Genomic DNA, 21,019 nt, shown 5'->3' with positions numbered 1-21,019 from the left:
ACAAGACTTCGGACTCATGAAGCGCGAACCGGGCGATGGCGCCAAGATGCGGCCAACCGTCATGAACAACCGGCCCCTTTGAGAATATTTCCTTCATCTGGCTGATCCCATGTTGCTGGTGCGAAGTTTTACGCGTGCTGTCGGAAGCCCCGGCAGCGATGTTCTCAAAGCGGTGGTCCGCAGATCCCGCTCCGAAGACAGCCGCTTTCACGGGCTGATCCCTGTGCTCGATGACACCTGTACCTGTTCAACAAGGCGCCGGGTGCGATGTCGCGAGACGCACTCGCACCCGGTTGCGTGCGATCAGAAACTCCGTGCCACCTGGATGTGGCCAGAGTAGGCATTCTGATCCTTGAGCTGGAACACCGAGCCGGCCGGATTGCCGAAGAGCGCCGCACTGGTCGTGAACGTGCCATTGAGATGCTGGTAGAGCCGAGTGTAGTCGAACTCCGCCGCAAAGGTCAGATTCTTGACCGGCTCCCACGCCGTGCGGGTGCCGAGCTGCAGCACGGCGAGTTCGAAGCTGCCGGTTGCGTTGGTCGCACCGGTGCTGAGGCGCCCGGCATTGGCGGCCGCAAGCAGGAGCGCATTGCCACCGGATCCGTAGGCGACGTGGCTATAGCCCCCGAACACCGAGGTCCGCCACGCCGGATTCCAGTAGTGCTCGTAGAATGCGCTGACTTCCCAGGCCTCGCTCTTGAAGATCGAGGTGCCGTTGGCATAGATGCCGTCGAGCACATAGCCGAACGCCATGCCGCCATCGCCCATCCTGGCGAAACGACCCGCACCGGCCGTGTCAAAACTCCCGCCGAAGACATACTTGGCGGCGCCGTTGGCGAACGTGCCCTCAACCTTCAGGCTGTCGCCCACGCCGGTCGGCAGATTCTTCAGTTCGAAAGCGCCGACGACAGCGTAACCCCAGGTCGCACTGGGATGACCGGTATCGCTGTTGGTCGGCGTATAATAAGTGCCGTGCACCTCGTGCGCGGCGGCGCCGACATGCAGTGTGCCCCAGGCCTGATCCAGGCGCAGGTTGCCGACGATGTCCGGAACGTGATCGCCACCCTGCGCATTGCCCTGGAAGTTGTTGGGCGTGGTGCCGTAGCCGAGGGAGGCGCTGTCAAACGGCCCGATCAGTGCGCTCGTACCGGACAGCGAGGTATTCGCGACGCCCGAGGTGCGATAGGGATAAGCGTCTTCCAGCGAAATCGTGGCCGACACACCATTGCCGAACTCCGCGGTGTAGGCCAACTGCGGAATGCCGGTGGTGTTGTTCGAGCCGGTGAAGAAGCCGGTGCCACTGACCAGTGGCCTGTACAACGTCCACTGCGGATCGAACTGCGACACCGCCTTGCCGAACGTGAAGCCGGCGAACTGAATGAACAGGTAGTCGCTGGACATTTCGCCGCCGGCGATGTTCTCGTAACCCTGCGTGAAATCCAGCGACAAGCTCGCATAGGTCCGCAGCATCCCGTAGTCCGTGGCCGTGCGGGTGTCGGTGTTGAACGTGAAGCGTGAGCGCGTAGTGAAATACGTGCGGTTGTAGGAGTTCGCGCCGCCCGAGCCGCCCCGAATGTAGGGCACGCCCCACGCCAGCGCGTTGATGGAGGTACCGACGCGGATGCCGCCGCTGATGCGCATGCAGGTATCGGTGCCCGGAATATAATAGAAGCCCGCGCCGTACAGCGTGCAGATCTTGACATATTCGACAGGCTTGGCCTTCGCGGGCAGATCAGCTGCCTGAACCGACGTCAGTGTTGCCAAACTGGCCGCACTGCATAGCGCGACGCTTTTGATGATGCTGGTGCAATAGTCCGTAATCATGAACGCCCCCGATTGACCGCGCCGGCGTCGCGCGAATTGTGTTAAGTCCACGGCGAGTGATCATTGGAGCTCCAACGACCATCGCCTTCGCCGATGCCGTGGCGACGCCGCACCACGCCAACGCCCTGCGCTCGGAAACCCCACCGAGCGTTTTCATGCCGCCCGCGCGGGCCGCGGGAACGCCCGCCCCGTCGGAAGCGCGACCTGCGATCGAACACGCTCCTCGCCGTCCCTGAGAATGATGTCGGGTGCGCCTGCGCGATCCGACATGACGATCTTCGCCGTCGCGGGACGTCTGATGTCCTCGTAGCGCGCAAGCGCGTCGACCGGATTCCGGCACGCGGCAAGCTCGCTCGCCAGCGCTTCGGCATCGAGCAGCGCCTGTCCGGCGCCATTGGAGCCGAGCGGCACCAATGGGTGGGCGGCGTCGCCCAGCAGTGTCACGCGGCCGAAGCTCCAGCGCGGCAGCGGGTCCCGGTCCATCATGGGGAATTGCAGAATCGTATGCGCGTTGCGGATCAGTTCGGGGACGTCGAGCCAATCGAAGCGCCAGTCCGCGAAGACATCGACGAAGTCCTTCGCATCCCCCGGACAATTCCAGTCGCGCTTGTTGCAGAAGCTCCCTGGATCGGGAACCTCGATCTCCGCCACCCAGTTGATGAGCTGCGTGCCGTCTTCGTAACTGTGAATGGGATAGATCACCATCTTGCCGACCGAAGGCAGCCCGATACGCACCATGGTGGCGCCATCCAGAAATTTGGGACCACATGTCACCCCACGCCACATGAAGATTCCGGAATAACGAGGTGGGCCTTCATCGGGATAGAATTGCTGGCGGATCTTTGAGTGAATCCCGTCGCATGCGACGACAATTTTGGCGCTCTGCGGTTCGAGTTTTTGTCCGGTTCGACGATCCCTGAAGCTCAAACACACCTCGTCATCGCGTTCCGACAAGACGCCGGTACACTCCCAACCGGTTCTCACTCGGTGGGGTCCGAGACGCTGGCGTACGGCGTCGAGCAGCACCGCCTGCAGTTCACCGCGACGGATCGAAAGTTGCGGCGACGTTTCGCCGGCAAAGCGCCCGACAGGCATCCGATGCAGTGAGCTGCCGCAACGATCGAAATAGGCACTCGCCTGGGTGGTAATCGCGCGCTGCGCCAGTTCCTTTTCAAGTCCGAGGTTCGCCAGCACGCGCATGGCGTAAGGCAACACATTGATACCGACACCGACCTGCTGAATGGCCGGCGTCGCCTCGTAGATCGTCGAACCGATACCCGCCTTCTCGAGAGTCAAGGCGAGGGAAAGGCCGCCGATTCCGCCACCAACGATGATCACGTCACTCATGCGTGTCTCCTGCTTTTCGCAATAACCGTCCGATCAAACCGCCGTACGAAGGGAATGGTGACGTCGGCCATAGCCGTGTTCGAGTTCGTGATCGTTGCTTTCGCGCCGAGGCACGTCTGGTTCTTCCGCCGCGTAAAACAAGAGATCGGTGTTGGCGGAGAGGATGAAGCCGGAATAGATGTCCTGGATCGCAGCCTTGCTGAACAGCTCGGCCTCGTGCCTGGTGGCCACAAGAAGCGAGACGTAGCGATCGATCTCGCGCTCTTTCCACGCGACTTCCTGGGCGAGCAAAGGCCACGCACTCAGCAGCTGCTCGGCTGTGAGGTCTTCGGGACTGACGGGGTCGACGCCATACTGAGCCTTGTAGACAAGACGTTTGGCCTGGACGTATTCGACGTGAATCGACGCCAGGAGCTGACGCGGATCCGTGATGTCGCTCGGCCTGATGCCGCCTGCCAGCGCCATCACGTCGCGCCGTTCGGGAACCGCACCGGTCAAGGTCCGCCAGGCGAGCTCCATGCGGGTGCGCGCGGCCGCGTAAGCCATGTTTTTGACATAGCCGCGGAAACTTGCATCTGCTCTGTACAGATCCCGCAGATCGCCCACGTCCCGCGTCGCCAGCAGACTCGCGCCGATCAACTCGTGATGCACGCCACTCAGCATCAGTGCCCGCGTCCAGGGGATCGCGCGGATGGCATCCGGCCGCGATTCCAGCTCCTGCACGTCGAAGGCGCGGGACGGAGGGCGGGTGCTCTTGCTGTTGGCGCGAACGATGTCGAAACGCGCCATACCGCGCAGCAGCGCCGGCAGCACCGGGTGCTCGAAGAATCTCTGCTTGTAGAGCCGGACGATCGCGATCCAGTCGACCCGCGAAGCGCCGTTCAGGTCGTTGCCGCGGGACGGCTTTGCGAGACTGAGCGGCGACCGACGCATCGCGTTCGCCAGGAGCAGATCCCGCAGACACTGGTGCGCCATCAGGGGCGTCAGGAGATGACTGCGCATCTCCAGGATGCCGGAGAGCATGTAGCGTACGTCATTGCCGGCGAATGCGTCAAAAGCCTCGAGGTTCTCGGCAATCGGCCCGTTCGAACGCGCATGCTCGTATCCGATCACAATGCTGGGTACGAGCTCGATACGGAAGCGGCGGGCGATGGCCCGATGCAGTTTGGCGATCTGCATATTCGCAATATGCATCGCCTTGCCGCCCTGCTTGCCGGTGTCGCTAGGTCCGAAGGTGATGAATTGCCGGCGGCCGCGCAGCTCCAGATGCTCCAGATAGACCGGATTGGTGTAGAGATCCTCGACCTGTTGCAGCATGGATTCTGCGCCCGCGAGATCCTCGGGCTGCAGCGCGATGTCGACACCGTTGCGGTGGCCGGCGGCGGCCAGCAGGAACAGCAGCGCCAAGGGCTCGTCGATGTTGGCCGCTTCCGCGATACCGTGGATCGTGATCCGATCGCTGTAGGTCTTCAGCAGCTTGAGGGTGTTCAGCGTATTGACGGCGTTGAGGATGCGAATGTGCGCGCGATCGACATTGTAGATGTCGATGTAGTCCCTGCCCTGATAGTGGGCTGCCTTATCGTAAAAGGCCTGGCTGTTGTCGTCCCAGAAACGCCGCCAGAGCTGCTCGGGCAGATTTTGGGGCAGGTCCTGGCGCAGGTCCTGGCGCTGGCCGTTGCACCCGTGCAGCCGGGTGAGAAGCTCGACCCTGTCGGCCGTCGAAAGCTCGGCATAAGAGGAAGGACGGCCGGAGCCGAGCGTCCCGGCGATCAGGCCGGACGGAAGGATGCTGTCCACCACCTCGGTGAACATGGCTGCGTTCTGACGGAATTCGATCTTGAGGTAGTGGAAACCGAAGACGCCGATACGCAGCGCCAGCGCACGAACGCGTTCATCGGTGCGCCAGTCGCTCGCCTCCAGCTCCGCCAGAATCTGCACGGGCGTCGTGAAGCTTTCGGGGTGACCGGGATCGAGCCTTTCCGCGAGCGCTTGAAAAAACTTCGAAGCTGGATGGCCTTTGGCGATCTCGGCGAGGTCGCGCCGGTAATTGGCGCGAATGCCCTTTTCGAGCGCGATAATCAGTCTTTCAGTGTGCGCATCGGTGTCATGCGGGCGCCCGTCGCGATCGCCGTAGAGCCAGGTGTAGGGCCTGAGACAGGTCTCCAGATCCGCGGGATCGAGACCTTGCCCGGCGAGCAGACTGCTCGCCTCGCTCAGTGCTTGCGGCAGCGCCGCGTACATGCTGTCCGCATAGAGCAACTGGGTTGCAACGAGGTCGACGTCCTCGTCGGACCAGATTGCATCCCACAAGGCTTTGAGCGCTTCGCTGACTGCGTGATCCGACAGGTCGTCCTCAAGCACCTGCACCAAGCCGCGCAGGCCCTTGACGACCCTGGCGCGCAGAAACTCCGTCTCCTGGCAATGCAGGCCGAGCTCCATGCGCAGAGGCCCGCTCTCGCCGCGAGAAGGCCGCCAATCGGTCCGATCGACAATGGACACACCGCGGCGCTGGCGGTTGAGGCAAGCCTGCAACGATGCGTTGATCAGGAGTTGCCGCATCAGCGTGACGCGGAGCGTTCTCAGGTCGCGCGGATCGAAAGAGCGATCTTTGGCTGCGCCCGCTCCGCCATCTGCGCCGGAGGTCGGATGGATCGAGGACCACCCGCCATAGGTCTCCCTGATATCAGCTTCGGTGACGACGACGGCGTCACCGTCCGACAGCACGTCGCACTTGATAATCTGAATGAACATGTTCCAAATGCGATCGAACATGTGCTGCGATGCTGCAACGCAAGATGCGCCGCGCGTGAATTGCGACGAAGCATCTATACTTACTACATTCTCGATTATTGCAGGATTTACCGCATTTACGACCACATCATGCGAATACATAGCCCCGATTCCTTTTCGTTTTCACGAATTCAGGCTAGATTCCGGCAATTAAAGGGAATAATTACCTTCAGCTCAGCAGAGACAACAAAGACAATCGCCACAAAAAGCATTTTTAAACTTGGTATTTTGTTGTTTTTCTGCAGACGATTCATCAACAGGCGTGTCTCTGACCGCGCGACATTTCATCTCGATGCTGATGAAACGTTACCAAATCTGTGCACCGCGTCAATTGAATGCGATGCACAAATCGCGGTTGAGCTGCACGAATTGCGGGCGTCACTGTGCGTGCGTTTTGCGCATTGTCGGAAAGCCTCTTCAAAAACGAGCGTCGATCGTTGGCCTCGCGACGGCTCCAGCGTTCATTGATGCCGGGCGGAGATTCATCGAAGCGGACTGCCCGGTAGCGCGGGGCAAGTCCGAGATCGTCGACGCGGGCGCGCTCTGCGCGGGAAAAACGAACGCGCTGTTTTCGACAACCAGCGCATTCGCACGCCGATCGAACAGGCGTTCGGCGTGGCGACGAAAGGCGCTAAGGCGATGTCACTGTTCGGTTGTTGCCTTGCGCAGGTAGGCGATCAGATCGTCGCGGTCGTTCTTCTCGGGCATACCTGCAAATGGCATGCGGTTGCCGGGCACAAGCATCTGAGGTTCAGCCAGGAACCGATCCAGTGTTGCATCATCCCAGACCAGATGACTGCGGCGCATGGCAGGCGAGAAACGAAACTGCTCCTGGCTCCCTGCCGCGCGGCCGAAGAGTCCCGCGAGCGACGGTCCAAGCGTTGTCCCCTCCTGTTTGGTGGCGTGACAGGCATGACACTTCTGGAACAGGACTTCGCCCTTTGCCAAATCGGCGGATTGGGCGACGCGCGCGCCGGCGAGGACAAACACGCATGCAACGAGCAATCGACGCGCCGGATCCTTCACCTTTTGCTCCTATCAGGTGCGCAAGAGCGGGCCTGGATCCTTCAGATACTTCGTCCGGATCGCATCGGCCGCCCAATAGGTCAGAGCTCCGACGGCGCCGGTGGGATTGTAGCCGGAGTTGTGCGGGAAGGCGCTGGCGCCCATGACAAAGACGTTGGAGACGTCCCAGCTCTGCAAGTATCGATTGAGGGCGCTTTTGCTTGGATCATGCCCAGCGATCGCGCCGCCGGTGTTGTGCGTGCTCTGATAAGGCACGATCGAATAAGGCGCCCGGCGGGGTGCCTTGGCGCCGAGATGCGTCGGCCCCATCGCGCGGGCGATGTCATGGGCGACAGTCGTCAGATGGGCCGAGAGCTTCTCGTCGTTGTCGGTGAAATTGTAGGTCATGCGCATCAGCGGCAAGCCGAACGCGTTGCGATAGGTCGGATCGAGATCGAGATAGTTGTAGCGGCTGGCCATGTTCGATCCCTGCACCGACATCTGCAGTGTGCGGTTATACCAGCGCGCGGTCGCCTTCTTCCATTCCGATCCCCAGCGCGGGGTGCCCGGCGGCACGCCACGCTGATTGATCGGACGTCCGCCCAGCGACGCGCTGTAGATCGAGGCGCCGCCGATGTACCCCACCGGCCCGTGATCGAAATTGTCGCCGTTGAAATCGTCGATGACCACGCCCAGCGAGCCAGTGCCCATGAAGGGATTGAAGATCCTGTCCTCGAAGAACGACTGCACGACTGTGGCCACCTGGTAGCAATAACCCTTCCCCACCGTGCCGGTCTCGCTGACCGGGTCGTAAGGCTTGCCGATGCCGGACAGCAACATCAGGTGGACATTGCCGAAACCATACGCGCACAGGATCACGAGGCTGGCCGGCTGCTCGAATTCCTCCCCGGTCAGCACGCTGGTGTAGGTGACCCCGGTCGCCCGCTTTCCATCCGCAGTGCGATTGACACGCGTGACCCAGGCGTACGGTTTCATGGAGAAGTTCTTGTTGCGAAGGGCGGCCGGGATCACCGTGATATGCGGGCTGGCCTTGGCGTTGGCCTCGCAACCGAAATTCTCGCAGAAGCCGCAATACTGGCACTCGCCGAGCTGAATGCCGTCCGGATTGGTATAGGGGCGGCTCATGTTGGCAGCGGGGCGCGGAAACGGATGATATCCGAGCTTCCTGGTCGTCTCCGTGAACATTTCGCTGGCGAGGCTCGGCTTGAGCGGAGGATTCGGATACTCGCGCGCACGCGGCCCCTCGAAGGGATTGCCCCCCTCCTGAATCTTGCCGGCGATGTTGCCCGCCTTCCCGGAGATGCCCGCCATGTACTCGAACTTGTCGTAGTGGGGTTCGAGCTCGGCATAACTCATCGGCCAGTCGGCCAATTGCATGTCCTGCGGGATAAAGGATTTGCCGTATCGCTCTTCCACGCGGGAACGCAGAGCGTGGTCATGAGGAGAGAAGCGATAGGTCTGTCCGTTCCAATGCACGCCGGCGCCGCCCACGCCTTCGCCCGGCAGGAAGGAGCCGAGCCTGCGCATCGGCAGCGCCTGCTGTCCCGGCGTGTTGCGGAAGGTCAGCGTATCGCGGCTGACATCCATGAACAGCTCGTTGCGGACGGCGTAGCGCAGTTCGTCACGGATCATCGGCACCGAGAAGTCGGCGTCCGAGCGCGGAGGACCTCGCTCCAGCCCGACCACGGTCAACCCCGCATCCGACAGCTCCTTGGCCATGATGCCGCCGGTCCAGCCCATGCCGACGATGACGACGTCGGCCTCCTTGAGTTTCGTCGCCATCAGGACATCCTCACGAGAGATCGGCAATGCCGAGCGGCTCGACCGGATACGGCTTGCCGCGGAAGCGCTCGATGTTCTCGGCATGCGCGGCCATCACGCCGGGAAATCCGACCAGCTTCCAGCCACGCTTGTCCTTGTTGCCGCCATAGATCGGATCGGCGAACAGACCCTCCATGACGTTGGCATAGGCCATGTCGAAAAAAGTCTTGTCGAAAGAAGCGCCGGCCGGAATCTCCTGAAGCGGAAGGCGTCCTTCCGAGAGGGCCTGCACGACCTGCTGGCGCAGCGCGGGTTGAAGCCTGTCGAAACTGCCGCCGTGGGCGGACGCGCAATGGGCTTCGACGGCGCGGATGGCACAGCGGTAGAGATCGGCGGGAGCAAGCGGCAGCTGATAGCCCTGCTGCGGCGTGCCGGCAGCCCACGGCCCGAGTTGATACATCCGCGCTCCCTTGCCCCAGGCACCGGCGAGCTGCCTGTCGATATAGATGGAGATGCCGAGCTCCGTCCCCGAGGGCGTGAGGTCGTCGGCCGGAATCAGATGATCGACAAAAGCCTCGATGAAGGCCGCCTCGTCGAGATTGAAGAACTGATAGGATCGCGCTGCGTTTGCAGCCGGAGCTTGAGGCGGGTCCTTCCCCGGCGCCTCTGCCAGCGCTGGAGAAACCGGAATGGCGGCTCCGACACCCACCGCTCCCGCCATCGTCAACACGTCGCGCCGGGCTATATCCACCACTCTCATCTCCCTGGCTTGTTCTGCGGTCCGATACGCGCCGCCTCCCCGTCGCGGGGACGTCAGGCCGCGTGCAGCGAAACGTCGCCTGCGACGAGCGACCAGACGTCCTTCTTCAGTGCGCCCCATGCACGGGACAGCTGAACATCGATATCGCGCGGCCGCGCGAGGTCATTGGTGATGACCGCCTTGATCTGGCCGGGATGGGGGGACATCACCACGATGCGATCGGCCATGATCAATGCCTCATCGATGTTGTGGGTCACCAGCACGACGGTCTTGAGGCTCTCCCGCTGAATGCGACTGAGCTCCTCCTGCAGAACGTGGCGCGTCATGGCGTCGACCGCTGCAAAGGGCTCATCCATCAGCAGCACTTCCGGATCGGCTGCCAGGCTGCGCGCGAGCGTCGCGCGCTGCTGCATGCCGCCGGACAATTCGGCCGGATAATGATCGGCAAAGCCGCGCAGGCCGACCATCTCGATGAATCGACCGGCGATGGCCCGGCACTCGGCGGCAGGCAGACCCTTCATGCGGGGGCCGAACTCGACGTTCTTGCGAACCGTCCGCCATGGAAACAGCGCATAGGACTGGAACATCATGCCGCAGCGGGGGTCGATGCCGGTGATCGGGCTCGATCGCAGCAGGATATCGCCCTGCGACGGCGCCGTGAAACCTGCGAACATGTTCAGCAATGTCGACTTGCCGCATCCGGACGCGCCGAGAAGACACATGAACTCGTGCTCGTAGACATCGAGGCTGACGTCGCGCAGTGCCAGAACACTCTCGTTCTGGCGCACGGAAAAGGACTTGCTGACATGTTGTGCGGAGAGAATGACTGATGACATCGAGAACGTCCTTTGTCGCGGAGATCGGGGTCAGTTCTGGCGCTTGTGGCGTTCCCAGGGCAGCAGCGCGCGCTCCAGCCGGTTGGCCAGGAGATCGGCGATGAGCACCGTGGCCGAGATACTCACCATGCCCACCAGCACCAGCGCGAGATTGCCCCAGTCCTTCGCTGACCAGATCAGGGCGCCAAGTCCGTTCTGGGCCGCAACCATCTCGGCCGACAGCACGCAGGACCAGGCAATGGCGAGACTGACCTTGAGGCCCGACAGAATTCCTGGAAGGGCACCAGGAAGCACGACCTCCCGCATGACGGCGAACTCAGAGGCGCCAAGATTTCTTGCCGCCTTGATCAGGATCGGATCCACCCGCTTGGTGCTCTCCACGGTGTAGAGCAGGATGTAGATCCAGGACCCCATGAACACGATGGCGACCTTTTGCGCTTCTCCAATACCGAGCCACAGCATCGTGAGCGGAATCCAGGTGATGGAAGGCAGCGGGCGCAGCAGCGAGATCAGCGGATCGATGAACGCCTTGGCCGGCCACCAGCTGCCCATCAGCACGCCAAGAGGCACTGCAACGGCCGCTGCGAGCGCGAAGCCGAAAAACACGCGCAGCGAAGACGCCGCGATCGCCCACCACAGTTCGTGAGTGGCGGCGACACCCGCGGCCTCGCTTGCGACCTTGAACGGAGACGGAAGAAACAGCGGCGACACCCAGCCCCCTTCGGTCGCCAGCGTCCAGGTGACGCAAAATGCGAATACGCCGAGGACATTGAGCAGGATAATCGGGCGATCACGAAGGCTCGCGCCGCGCTTCTGCTTCGCCCGGTCGGGCGGAGCAACGAGATTGCTGACCATATCGGGTGCCGACGTCATGTCACTTGTCTTTCCATCAGATTGAGCCGCAGGGAATGCCGCTCCGCTCGCGCGGACCAGCGACACTTCACAATTCGGGGACGAACGACGTGTTCTCCCACTGCTTGACGTCGGGAGCACTCTCGATCTTCTTGTTCCGATGCAGCCAGAGCGAGAGAAACTGCATCTGCTCGGTGTGCTTGTTGAGATGCTGTCGCCAGCCTTTCGAGCCGTAGTATTTGAAGTTCCTGATGCCGGCGAGCAAGACATCGGGCGGTTGCCGGAACAGGTGCGCGACGGCGGCGGCGGCGGCTTCAGGATTCTCGTTCACATAATCCGCTCCGCGGAGGATCGCGACCGCAAGTCGGCGCGCCTGATCGGGGTGCTCCTCCACCAGCTTTCGGGAGATGATCAGAATGTCCGGCGATGACATCGTGCCGAAGCGCTTGTAGCTCTCCGTGTCGGCGTCGGTGCCGAGCAGCTTTCCATCCGGCGCAGCCTTCTTGAGGTTGTCGAGCAGCGGTTGCCATACACAGGCCGCATCGACATCGCCGCGTCCGAGCGCGAGCGCCATCTCGTTGGGCGACAGATTCACGAACTGGATGTCCCGCGTGCTCATGCCGGAGTTCTGAAGCAGGCCGTCCATCGTCACCTCGGCCGAGGTGTTGGCCGCGACTTTCTTGCCCTTGAGGTCGGGAAAGGACTGGAAGCCGGCCCGTGCCCAGCATCCTTCGCTGCCGGGAGAATCGTCGACATTGGCAAAATAGAAGAAGCTGTTGTTGCCGCGCGCCATCTCGCTGATCACGCTCGAACGGCCGAGGTTGCTGAACGCGACAGCGCCGGAGGTCACGGCCCGGATCCGGTCGCTCGAACTCAGGATCACCTGGACGCTGACGTCCAGGCCTTCGTCTTTGAAGAAGCCCTTCTCGACGGCAACAAGAATGGGGACCTGGCCCAGCCACGTGAAGGAGCCGGCAAAATCGAGCTTGGGCATCGGCTCCGCAGCCGCCGGCGCCAAGGGGAGCAGCGACACCAAGATCGTGCCTATCACGGCTGCCCAACCGAAAATCCTTGTCGATGCCCGCATCATTCTTCCCTCCAGTCCATGGCGCTCCATCAGTCCAAGCAAATCACAGGCCAATTATGAAACGGTTCCAAATCGGGCAATGATGGTCCGCCGATGGGGCAGATCGAGGCGTCATGCGCGGCTCGACGTGGTTTTTTCCCGGAGTTTGCGGTCGCAGTTCGACACGGCGTGCAGCGATCCTTCGCATGTCGACGTGACCGGCCGCTCAATATCTGCGCAGCGCTGCAACGATCGTCATCACGCGCGCGCCGATGCAGAGGAGATTGGAGCGGCCGCCAAACCAGCGGCTTGCTCTGCGAAAACTCGCCGGTGTCTCACCGGCGCATTTACGCATTTAAATAAATGAAGGCCGCGCCGCTTTCGGTCAGGATTCCGAGATCCACAGCGTCCGGGTTAGGCTCGGATCGAAAGAGACGCCGAAACCAGGACGCTCCCGCACCGAGACCTGGCCGCCGGCATAACTCACGCCCGAGGCCGGATCATCCAACAGGCCCAATGCACCATAGAGCTCCCCGAACATGGGCTTGAGCGCCATGGCGCAATGAATGGCGGTCGCCGTGGCCACGGTCCCCTCGTTCATCTGCCCGACCACATAGGACACCCCGTGGCGGTCAAGCCGCCTGCCGATTTTCACCATCGCGAGCGCACCGCCGGCCTTGGCGATCTTGAGATGCGCGGAAAAGCGCGGCGCTTGCCGGCAGAGCAGAGCGATGTCGTGTTCGCCCTGGAGACCCTCATCGATCATGATGGGAATATCTGTCGCGCGTCCGACCTCCTCCAGGGCACCCCAGTCTCCCGGCGAGGTTGGCTGTTCGACATAGTCGATCCCCAGGGGCCCCAGGCGGGCGATGGCCGCCAGTGACGCTGACGGAGTCCAGGCCCCGTTGGCATCGACGGCCAGATGCAGATCGTCGCCAAAGCGTTCGCGCAGCCACGCGGCCCGTCGATGGTCATCGTCCAGCGTTCCGATGCCAACACGCAGTTTGATGGAGCGAAACCCTTCGGCCCAGTAACGCTCCGCCAAGCGATGCATGGCCGCGTCGTCGCCCCAGAAGATGCATTGATTGCACGGCACGGCCCTTTGCCAGGCCCCGCCGAGAAAACTGCAAGCCGTGCGCCCCTCGGCGCGGCCGAGGCCGTCGACGAGCGCGTTCTCGACAAGGGCCCGGCTGATCTTCGGAAACCCGGCACCGGGCATCGGCAGGTCCCGCAGGATCGCAGCCGGCTCCTTGCGCCAGTCAATCGCGCGCAGCAGCCCGACGATTCCCGGCAGCACGCGAGATTCGGGAGTGCCGGTGATGAAGGCGATGTTGGCGCGGATCTCGCCGAGTCCGCAGAAGCCGGTCTCCGTTCCGATCTCCAGAAAGATCTCGTGCAGGGCATCGACACGCCCCGACGCAGCCGTGTGCACCTCCTCACCGGACGGATAATGCAGGCGAGCTTCCGAAACACGAAGGCTCACACCGGAGAAACAGGGATTTGTCATCATGGCGGGACAGCGGGGTCATGACCGCTTCTCGGTGACTTGCAACCGGCGAAAGCGATCGGTTCATCCTAGAAAGATAATATATATCAGAACATGATCTCGACAATTCCGTCTCAATATGGAATCGTTTCATATCGATGTAAAGCCGTTTCCAGCATCCCGTTCACCCGCCCGGCGCTTCGCCTGTGCGGGGATCACAAGACCCGGCCTTCGCGGAAACGGCGACGATCAAGGAGACACCGATGATACGAAGGCGGCAAATCCTGACTTACTCCTTGATCATGGCGATGCTCCAGACGTTTGCGGCCGGGCCGGCATCATCCGAGACCGCCTCGCCGCAGCCGGAGCAGAACCACGTCCCGGACGGCTTTACCGTGACGGCCGTCGGCGATCTGATCTGCACCTATCCGATCACCGGAATGCTCAAGGTGGTGTCACCAGGACTTCTGGACATTCTGCGGAACGCGGACATCACGGTCGGCAATTATGAGGACACCGCTCTCGACCTCAAAAGCTTCGCCGGCACCGCCCAGGCGGAAGCGGGCGGCAGTTGGCTTCTGGCGACGCCCGACCAGCCTCAGGACTTGAAGGCCTTGGGCTTCAACATGGTGGGCCGCGCCAACAATCATGCGACCGACTGGGGAGTCGAGGGCATGCGCGCCACCAGCCAGGCCCTGGACCGCGCCGGCATCGCTCACGCCGGAACCGGCGAGACCCTTGCCGCGGCCCGTGCGCCGCGTTTCCTGGAGGTGAAATCGGTCCGCGCCGCGCTGATCGGCCTCACCTCGACTTTCACGCCGATGTCGCGAGCGATGGATCCTCTGGGTGAAATTCCCGGCCGCGGCGGTGTCAACGCATTGCGCGTCACGCGGATCGTGACCGTCTCGCCGCAGCGCCTTGCCGTGCTCGAGGCTCTGCGAAGGGCGGTGCCGCCGACGGAATGGACCGCGCGCCCCGCGGCGGGCACGGTCACGCTCGAGACGACGAGTTATCGCAGCGACCCGGGCGTCGGCGACAGCGTCATCCGCACGTTCGAGATCGATGCCAGGGATGAACGCGATATCCTGAGCAACATCCGGCAAGGCAAGCAGGCGGCGGACTTCACCGTGGTGTCCATGCACAGCCACGAATTCGACCAATCCAACCTCGTTCCGGCAGCCTTCATGCAGGCGATCGCGCACAAGGCGATCGACGCCGGCGCCGATATTTTCGTCGGGCACGGGCCTCATTTGTTGCGGGGGATCGAAATCTACAAAGGCAAGCCGATCTTCTATTCGCTGGCGAATTTCTGCCACATGGACGACGCGCTGCAACCGTTGCCGCGTGACCATTACGCGCTGCTCGGCGCCAACCCGGACGCCATCACGCCCGCCACCTACATGCATCAATGGCGCGAGCTGCTCTTGAACGACACGACGCTGCTGGAAAGTGTCGTCGCGGTCAGCCGCTTCGAGCGCGGCGACATCAAGGAAATCCGGCTCTACCCCATCGATCTGGACGCCTTGGGGCGAGCATCGCGGCGCGGAGTGCCCGTCCTGGCGGACACCGAAAAAGCCCAGTCCATCCTGAAGCGCCTGCAAGGTCTTTCGGAACCGTTCGGCACCCGGATCGCCATCGAGGACGGCGTCGGCATCGTCCGCATCGGGCAGCAGACGGCCTCCCCCTAGATTCTTGTTTGACGCGGTTTCTCCGCGCAAACGCTTGGCGTTTGCCGCGGGAGAACCGGTATCCAGGTCGCTGGAAAACGCTCCAAGTCGCCGCGGGCTCCTCGGAGCTATCGAACGCCGTCATCGTCTCGACGAAGGCTTGCTCAGCCAGCGTTCAAGGCCATGTCGGTCTCGGTCAAGCCTGCCCGGCCTGCGGCGATGTTCACGGCATTCAGCTAGACTTCGCCGTTACCAGGCCCGCGAAGCCAGCACCATGAGTTGACCCTGAACTCCATTCGACGATCGTCAGGTCGCGAGATGGGAGCGACGCGCGCGCCTGTTTTGCGGAGAGATCCCGCGGTCTCGTGCCCAGCCGCGCCTGCGCCAAACATCGATCCGATCCATCCATCTGCGCTGCAGTGCCGCTCCGCCGGCGATCGCCTTGGCTCCGATGGGCCAGCGCGGGCCGTCCTGCGGACCGACGACGCCGAATGCGAGTTCGTCGGAATGCGCGCCGGCGGCCCGGTGCGCCAGGTCGCGGCCGAGCAGCGGCCCAAGAGCAAGACCACGCCCGCTGAGGCCGGTGCCGACCATGATGCCTGGCGCCGCTTCGATGATGCGCGGATACTGGTCCGGCGCCATGTCAATCCAACCGCTCCAGCTCGGCTGCCACACCATCGGGCCGAGGTGCGGAAAGAGTCCGGAAATGCGCGCGGCAGCGTGCTTGAGATCGGCGCCGCCGGTCGAGAACAAGGGGCCTTCAATGGTGACGACGAGGCGTCGGTCTCTGGTGAGACGAACACCGGACGGCAACCGGCGCGTATCGGTCAGGGCTCGTCCGCCAGGGAGGATCGTGCTTGCGATCTCGGCAGGAAGAGGTTCGCTTGCGGCCTGGTGAACGCGGATGGGAAGCACATGAGCGCCGATGCCGGGGGCCAGATCGTTGCGATAGGCATTGGTGCAGATCAATATCTTGTCGGCAATCAAGGATCCGGAACCGGTCTTCAACTTCCAACCGGTCGCACCATGGCGACTGATCGCTTCGGCGGGTGAGCCGCAGAACAGGCTGACGCCATTCATTGCCGCAGCCCGCGCGAGACCGACCGTGAATGCGAAGGAGTTCAGCGTGCCGCCGCGGTGATCGAGCAGCGCGCCCGGATAATCTCCGCCGCCGATCGCCTGTGACGTTCCGTCCCGATCGAGAATGTCGACAGTCGCTCCACGTCTGCGCCAGAAAGCGGCGCGCTGCGTCAGCCGTTCGAGGCCTTCGGAAGAATGGGCCGCGAAGATCAGCCCGCCTTGCACCGCCTCGCAGGCAATCTGATACGTCTCGATCAGTCCGAACACGAAATCAGGACCGCTGGCGGCCGCCGTGACCAGCCGTTCTCCCAGAGTCTCCCCGAACAGCTTCAGGGCATGCCCCGGTTCATGCTTCAAATAGGGGACGACCTGGCCGAAACTCCGCCCGCTGGCACCGGTGCCGATCCCATTGGCTTCCACCACCGCAACGGTCATTCCCAGCCTGGCGGCATGGAGCGCTGCCGACAAGCCCGTGAGCCCTGCCCCGACGATCGCCACATCGGCGCGCTGATACCCGGTCAGGACCCGGGTCGGAGGATCGTCGACGCCCGTCCTGTAAACCTGCGGCAGCGACGTTTCATTGTCGTGCAGCAACTCGTCTCGCATGGCGCTCTCCTTCTCCGAAGACATCACGGCGGGCTGTTGGGGGGCAGAGCCCGATTGGCCAGGACACGATCAAGCATGAGCAACAGAGGAGGCGCAGCCCAGGTCATCAACAGAGCCAGCAGGGCAACAGCATCCATTCCGACAAGCTGCCCATCCGGCGAAAGGCCGAGCAGGAACGGCGCGCTGGCGGCGCCCGCGGCCTGCGCGAGATTGGTGAACGCGGCGATGAGAGCTTGAAAGGCCGCGCGCTCCCCGACAGCCGGCACGCGCGTGACCCAGGCCTGGTTGACCGTGCTGCGCACCAGTTGGAAAACAACGATGAGAGCAAACAGCGGAACCGCGGGCAGGTCGATCGCACGACGGTCGATGAAGACGACGACCAGAAGAACAGTGGTGATCATGGCGACGGCAATGGAGACGGGCGTTGCGCCGAGGCTATCGACCAGGCGGCCCGTCAACGGCATCGCCAGCAGAGACATGACGCCGCCCAGCAGATAGACATGCGCCAGGCGCTCCGGCGACAGACCAGCATTGTGGACGGCGAACACGGCGAGGTTCGGCGAGATCAGCAGAGCTGCATAGGACGCGCTCGCAATCAGCAGAAACGCGAGAATGCTGGAGCGCGCCGTGGCGAGTTCGATCATGGCGGCCTGCTGTTCGGACCAACTCCAGGTTCGCAATTCGGCCAGGTGCTGGCGTTGCGCGCCGATCTGCCAGCTGACGATTCCAGCCAGAATCAGGCTGATGACGGCGATGCCGACGAAGTTCATCTGCCAGCCCATTGCCGAGGTCGCGACCATGACCCCCAGGGGCAGCCCGACAATCAATGCCAAGCCGTAGGCGCCGATCAAAACCCCGACCGCCGCGCCGCGCCGCTCCGGCGGTACATTGTCCGAAGCGATGGCGATCAGCAGCCCCCACAAGGGACCGGCGAACAATCCGGCAAGCGCCCGCATGGCGACCAGCCCGGCGATGTTCGTCGCCGTAGCGCAGAGCGCCGTCGCCGCGACGAACCCGAGAGCGCAGGCAACCAGCGCTGCGCGGCGATCGAACCTGTCCAGAAAGCCGGCGGAGACGAATCCGCCGACGGCGGCGGCGATCGAATAACTGCCGCCGAGGAAGCCGACTTGCTGAGCCGGAAAACCAAGGCTCGCCGCCAGGAACGGACCCAGCGGAAAAATGATGATGGAGTTCAGGGCGACCACGAACGCGACCGTACTGAGCAGAACGATGATCAGGCGTTCGGAAAGCCGGGCTCGGCCGGTCGCGGCCATGCCCCGCGCCGAGCTGATCAGACGACCTTCCTGCGAATGGTCATACAGACCCACGTTAACTCCTTGAATGGCGGCTGGCCCCTCTGCAGAGGGACCAGCGGCGCCGGAAACGCGCGAGCGGGTTGTGCGGAATCGGGAAGCCGGATCGATCAGGCCGGTACGGCAGCCGACACATCCATGCGTTCAAGATGCGCGCAGGCCGCGGCGATCCGCTCCAGCCCCTGCTCCAGGCGCTGGTTGGACGCCGCATAGGACAGCCGGAAATGTCCCGGCGAGCCGAACGCGGTGCCGTGCACAAGCCCGACACCTGCTCGATCCATCAGATACAGGACAAAATCCTCGTCGCTGGCGATGACGCCGCCGTCCGGACGCCGCGCCCCGATGAATTCGGCACAGGATGGAAACACGTAGAAGGCTCCCTCCGGCTTGTGGCAGACAATTCCATCGATGGCGTTGAGGCCGTCGACAACCATGTCGCGCCGCCGTTCGAAAGCCGACACGTGGCCGGCGATGAAGTCCTGCGAGCCGGTGAGAGCCTCCAGGGCGGCGGCCTGGCTGATCGAGGACGGGTTTGTCGTCGAGTGCGACTGGATGGCCGCCATGGCCTTGATCAGCGGGCGCGGCCCCGCGCCGTAACCGATGCGCCAGCCGGTCATGCAGTAGGTCTTCGAAACCCCGTTCATCGTCAGCGTACGATCATAGAGCTTCGGCTCGATCTGGGCGGGAGTGGCGAAGTCGAAGTCGCCGTAGGTGAGATGCTCGTAAATGTCGTCGGTGAGCACCCAGACGTGCGGGTGACGCACCAGAACATCGGTGAGCGCCTTGAGCTCCGGCTTCGTATAGGCCGCGCCCGACGGATTGGAGGGAGAATTCAGGATCACCCAGCGTGTCCTTGGCGTGATCGCCGCCTCGAGGTCCGCGGCCGCGAGCTTGAAGCCCCGCTCCGCCGCGCACGGCACGATCACTGGCGTTCCCTCGGCGAGCAACACGATTTCCGGATAGGAGACCCAGTAGGGAGCCGGAATCACCACCTCGTCTCCCGGGCTGACGCTCGCCATCAACGCGTTGTAGACGACCTGCTTTCCCCCGGTGCTGACGACGACCTGATCCCGCTCGTAGCTCAATCCATTCTCGCGCCGGAATTTGCCGGCGACCGCATCCTTCAGGGCGGGCGTTCCATCGACGGCCGTGTACTTGGTCTCGCCACGCGCGATGGCCGCGGAAGCCGCTTCCTTGATGTGGTCCGGGGTGTCGAAATCAGGCTCACCGGCAACGAGGCTGAGAACATCCTTGCCGGCTGCCACGAGAGCCGCCACGCGAGCGGACAGCGTGACCGTGGGCGAGGGCTTGACGCGCGTGAGGCGCAGGGCAGTTTGGAACACGTTCATCTCTCCAAAACGAGGGAATACCAACAACTATCACTCCATTTTCCGAACTGTCAATGAACCGTTTCCAATGCGGGGTTCGATTCATGCGTCTATTTCGTATGCCGTGATCATTTCCGTGCTAACTGGGCGCAATAGCGCCCCGGGGGCGCGACGGCGCCTCCGGGGCGCGAGAGGCTGCCAGAGGGGGATTTCGACCCATGGGAAAGGCGATGAGACGCAACGTCACCATTCGCGATGTCGCGGCGGCGGCTGACGTCGCCGTTGGAACGGTGTCCCGCGTTTTGAACGATCACCATTCGGTGACCAAGGAAATACGCGAGCGCGTCCAGAAAACGATTTCGACTCTGGGCTATCAGCGAAACGCCATCGCCCAGAGCATGCGCAGCCCCCGAACCAAAATGGTCGCCTGCGCCATTCGCGACTTCGATATCCCGGCATTCGCCAGCTATGTGAAAGCAGCCGAGGCAGCCTTCCGCAGCGCCGGCTACACGTTCATTCTTGCAAGCACCTCGAACGCCAAGAACGTCGAGCTCTCCCTGCTGCAGACATTCAGCCAACGCCGCGTCGACGGCGTGATGATGACGATGAGCGACGAGACCGATCCCGATCTCGTCAACGCCATCACCAACGCCGCCATGCCGGTCGTGCTGATCGATCGCGAACTCGTCCAATCCGTGGACAGCGTCTCGGCCGATCATCGGTCCGGAGCCCGTCAAGCCACCGAATACCTGTTGTCGCTGGGACATCGCCGTATTGCACTGCTGGTCGGTGATCCGAAGGCCTATCCGTCCCGCAGCCGCATCGAGGGGTACACCGAAGCTCATCGTTCCTTCGGAGTTCAGGTTGATGCGTCTCTCATTCGCGACCGCCTGCTCTCGAACGAGGCGACGTTTCGCGAAACATCCGCCCTGCTTGGCCGCAAGGAGCGGCCGACAGCGATCTATGCCGCCGGTCTCGACACGCTGCCCGGCCCCCTGCGCGCGATCCGCGCGGCGGACCTGGTTGTGGGAAAGGACATTTCCGTCATCAGCGGAAACGACTCCGACCTGGCCGAACTCAACACACCACCGATCACGGCGTTGCGCTGGGACCGTTCGGAAATGGGCCGCCATGCCGCCGAAATGCTGCTGGACAGGATCGACCAGGAAACACAGTCGCCTCCCCGCCGCATCCGGCTTCCGGTTTCGCTGGTTGTCCGCGGCTCCTGCAGAGCCGTTTGACCTCAGCGGCGTTCATCAGCCCTCATTCTTGCGGCC

General features: G+C 62.9%; 15 protein-coding genes. 2 read left to right on the top strand and 13 right to left on the bottom strand.

The window, feature by feature from the left end; genetic code table 11:
• Positions 1-303 precede the first annotated feature (303 nt).
• From RS897_RS18600 to RS897_RS18555, 10 genes are all read right to left on the bottom strand, one after another.
• Positions 304-1,824, bottom strand: a complete 1,521-nt coding sequence (locus tag RS897_RS18600; protein ID WP_315837974.1) for a porin — start codon at positions 1,822-1,824, stop codon at positions 304-306.
• Between the two features lie 153 nt (positions 1,825-1,977).
• Positions 1,978-3,171, bottom strand: coding sequence for an FAD-dependent monooxygenase (locus RS897_RS18595; RefSeq protein WP_315837973.1), 1,194 nt, complete (start codon positions 3,169-3,171; stop codon positions 1,978-1,980).
• A gap of 33 nt (positions 3,172-3,204) precedes the next feature.
• The gene (locus tag RS897_RS18590; RefSeq protein WP_315837972.1) at positions 3,205-5,922 is read right to left on the bottom strand and encodes a phosphoenolpyruvate carboxylase; all 2,718 of its coding nucleotides are present in this window, start codon (positions 5,920-5,922) and stop codon (positions 3,205-3,207) included.
• Between the two features lie 681 nt (positions 5,923-6,603).
• Positions 6,604-6,987: a c-type cytochrome gene (locus RS897_RS18585; RefSeq protein WP_315837971.1), complete on the bottom strand. Its 384-nt coding sequence runs from the start codon at positions 6,985-6,987 to the stop codon at positions 6,604-6,606.
• Between the two features lie 12 nt (positions 6,988-6,999).
• A complete protein-coding gene (locus tag RS897_RS18580) occupies positions 7,000-8,769 on the bottom strand; it encodes a GMC family oxidoreductase (protein ID WP_315837970.1) in 1,770 nt (589 codons plus the stop codon).
• Between the two features lie 10 nt (positions 8,770-8,779).
• Entirely contained in the window at positions 8,780-9,502 is a 723-nt protein-coding gene (locus RS897_RS18575) for a gluconate 2-dehydrogenase subunit 3 family protein (RefSeq protein ID WP_315837969.1), read from the bottom strand.
• Positions 9,503-9,561: 59 nt separating this feature from the next.
• Complete coding sequence (locus RS897_RS18570) at positions 9,562-10,344, bottom strand: ABC transporter ATP-binding protein (protein ID WP_315837968.1); 783 nt, start codon at positions 10,342-10,344, stop codon at positions 9,562-9,564.
• A gap of 30 nt (positions 10,345-10,374) precedes the next feature.
• Positions 10,375-11,217, bottom strand: coding sequence for an ABC transporter permease (locus RS897_RS18565; protein ID WP_315837967.1), 843 nt, complete (start codon positions 11,215-11,217; stop codon positions 10,375-10,377).
• 67 nt (positions 11,218-11,284) lie between these two features.
• Positions 11,285-12,286, bottom strand: coding sequence for an ABC transporter substrate-binding protein (locus tag RS897_RS18560; protein ID WP_315837966.1), 1,002 nt, complete (start codon positions 12,284-12,286; stop codon positions 11,285-11,287).
• A gap of 361 nt (positions 12,287-12,647) precedes the next feature.
• Positions 12,648-13,772, bottom strand: a complete 1,125-nt coding sequence (locus RS897_RS18555; RefSeq protein WP_315837965.1) for a mandelate racemase/muconate lactonizing enzyme family protein — start codon at positions 13,770-13,772, stop codon at positions 12,648-12,650.
• A 239-nt stretch (positions 13,773-14,011) separates the two neighbouring features.
• Between RS897_RS18555 and RS897_RS18550 the strand changes: the two genes are divergently transcribed.
• Positions 14,012-15,436 (top strand): CapA family protein, encoded by a 1,425-nt coding sequence (locus RS897_RS18550; protein WP_315837964.1) that lies wholly within the window; start codon positions 14,012-14,014, stop codon positions 15,434-15,436.
• Between the two features lie 285 nt (positions 15,437-15,721).
• Here the strand turns inward: RS897_RS18550 and RS897_RS18545 are convergent, their stop codons facing one another.
• The 3 genes from RS897_RS18545 to RS897_RS18535 form a co-directional block, all read right to left on the bottom strand.
• Positions 15,722-17,101, bottom strand: a complete 1,380-nt coding sequence (locus tag RS897_RS18545; RefSeq protein ID WP_315837963.1) for an NAD(P)/FAD-dependent oxidoreductase — start codon at positions 17,099-17,101, stop codon at positions 15,722-15,724.
• 23 nt (positions 17,102-17,124) lie between these two features.
• Positions 17,125-18,429: an MFS transporter gene (locus tag RS897_RS18540; RefSeq protein ID WP_315837962.1), complete on the bottom strand. Its 1,305-nt coding sequence runs from the start codon at positions 18,427-18,429 to the stop codon at positions 17,125-17,127.
• A gap of 95 nt (positions 18,430-18,524) precedes the next feature.
• On the bottom strand, positions 18,525-19,763 hold the full coding sequence (locus tag RS897_RS18535) for a pyridoxal phosphate-dependent aminotransferase (RefSeq protein ID WP_407654511.1): 1,239 nt from the start codon (positions 19,761-19,763) through the stop codon (positions 18,525-18,527).
• A 209-nt stretch (positions 19,764-19,972) separates the two neighbouring features.
• Here RS897_RS18535 and RS897_RS18530 point away from each other — a divergent pair, with 209 nt between their 5' ends.
• Positions 19,973-20,983 carry a LacI family DNA-binding transcriptional regulator gene (locus RS897_RS18530; RefSeq protein ID WP_315837960.1) on the top strand — a complete coding sequence of 337 codons (1,011 nt, stop codon included), beginning with the start codon at positions 19,973-19,975 and terminating at the stop codon, positions 20,981-20,983.
• Positions 20,984-21,019 lie beyond the last annotated feature (36 nt).

The sequence above is a fragment of the Bradyrhizobium prioriisuperbiae genome, from assembly GCF_032397745.1.
Lineage (GTDB): Bacteria > Pseudomonadota > Alphaproteobacteria > Rhizobiales > Xanthobacteraceae > Bradyrhizobium_A > Bradyrhizobium_A prioriisuperbiae.
The sequence above is the reverse complement of the archived record's forward strand: the minus strand, read 5'-3'. Positions and strand labels throughout refer to the sequence as shown.

Excerpts from the sequence above, each read along its gene's own strand:
- RS897_RS18595 (WP_315837973.1), bottom strand. The coding sequence starts at position 3,171 with ATGAGTGACGTGATCATCGTTGGTGGCGGAATCGGCGGCCTTTCCCTC.
- RS897_RS18535 (WP_407654511.1), bottom strand. The coding sequence starts at position 19,763 with ATGAACGTGTTCCAAACTGCCCTGCGCCTCACGCGCGTCAAGCCCTCG.
- RS897_RS18600 (WP_315837974.1), bottom strand. The coding sequence starts at position 1,824 with ATGATTACGGACTATTGCACCAGCATCATCAAAAGCGTCGCGCTATGC.
- RS897_RS18555 (WP_315837965.1), bottom strand. The coding sequence starts at position 13,772 with ATGATGACAAATCCCTGTTTCTCCGGTGTGAGCCTTCGTGTTTCGGAA.
- RS897_RS18545 (WP_315837963.1), bottom strand. The coding sequence starts at position 17,101 with ATGCGAGACGAGTTGCTGCACGACAATGAAACGTCGCTGCCGCAGGTT.
- RS897_RS18570 (WP_315837968.1), bottom strand. The coding sequence starts at position 10,344 with ATGTCATCAGTCATTCTCTCCGCACAACATGTCAGCAAGTCCTTTTCC.
- RS897_RS18565 (WP_315837967.1), bottom strand. The coding sequence starts at position 11,217 with ATGACGTCGGCACCCGATATGGTCAGCAATCTCGTTGCTCCGCCCGAC.
- RS897_RS18580 (WP_315837970.1), bottom strand. The coding sequence starts at position 8,769 with ATGGCGACGAAACTCAAGGAGGCCGACGTCGTCATCGTCGGCATGGGC.
- RS897_RS18560 (WP_315837966.1), bottom strand. The coding sequence starts at position 12,286 with ATGATGCGGGCATCGACAAGGATTTTCGGTTGGGCAGCCGTGATAGGC.
- RS897_RS18550 (WP_315837964.1), top strand. The coding sequence starts at position 14,012 with ATGATACGAAGGCGGCAAATCCTGACTTACTCCTTGATCATGGCGATG.
- RS897_RS18530 (WP_315837960.1), top strand. The coding sequence starts at position 19,973 with ATGAGACGCAACGTCACCATTCGCGATGTCGCGGCGGCGGCTGACGTC.
- RS897_RS18590 (WP_315837972.1), bottom strand. The coding sequence starts at position 5,922 with ATGTTCATTCAGATTATCAAGTGCGACGTGCTGTCGGACGGTGACGCC.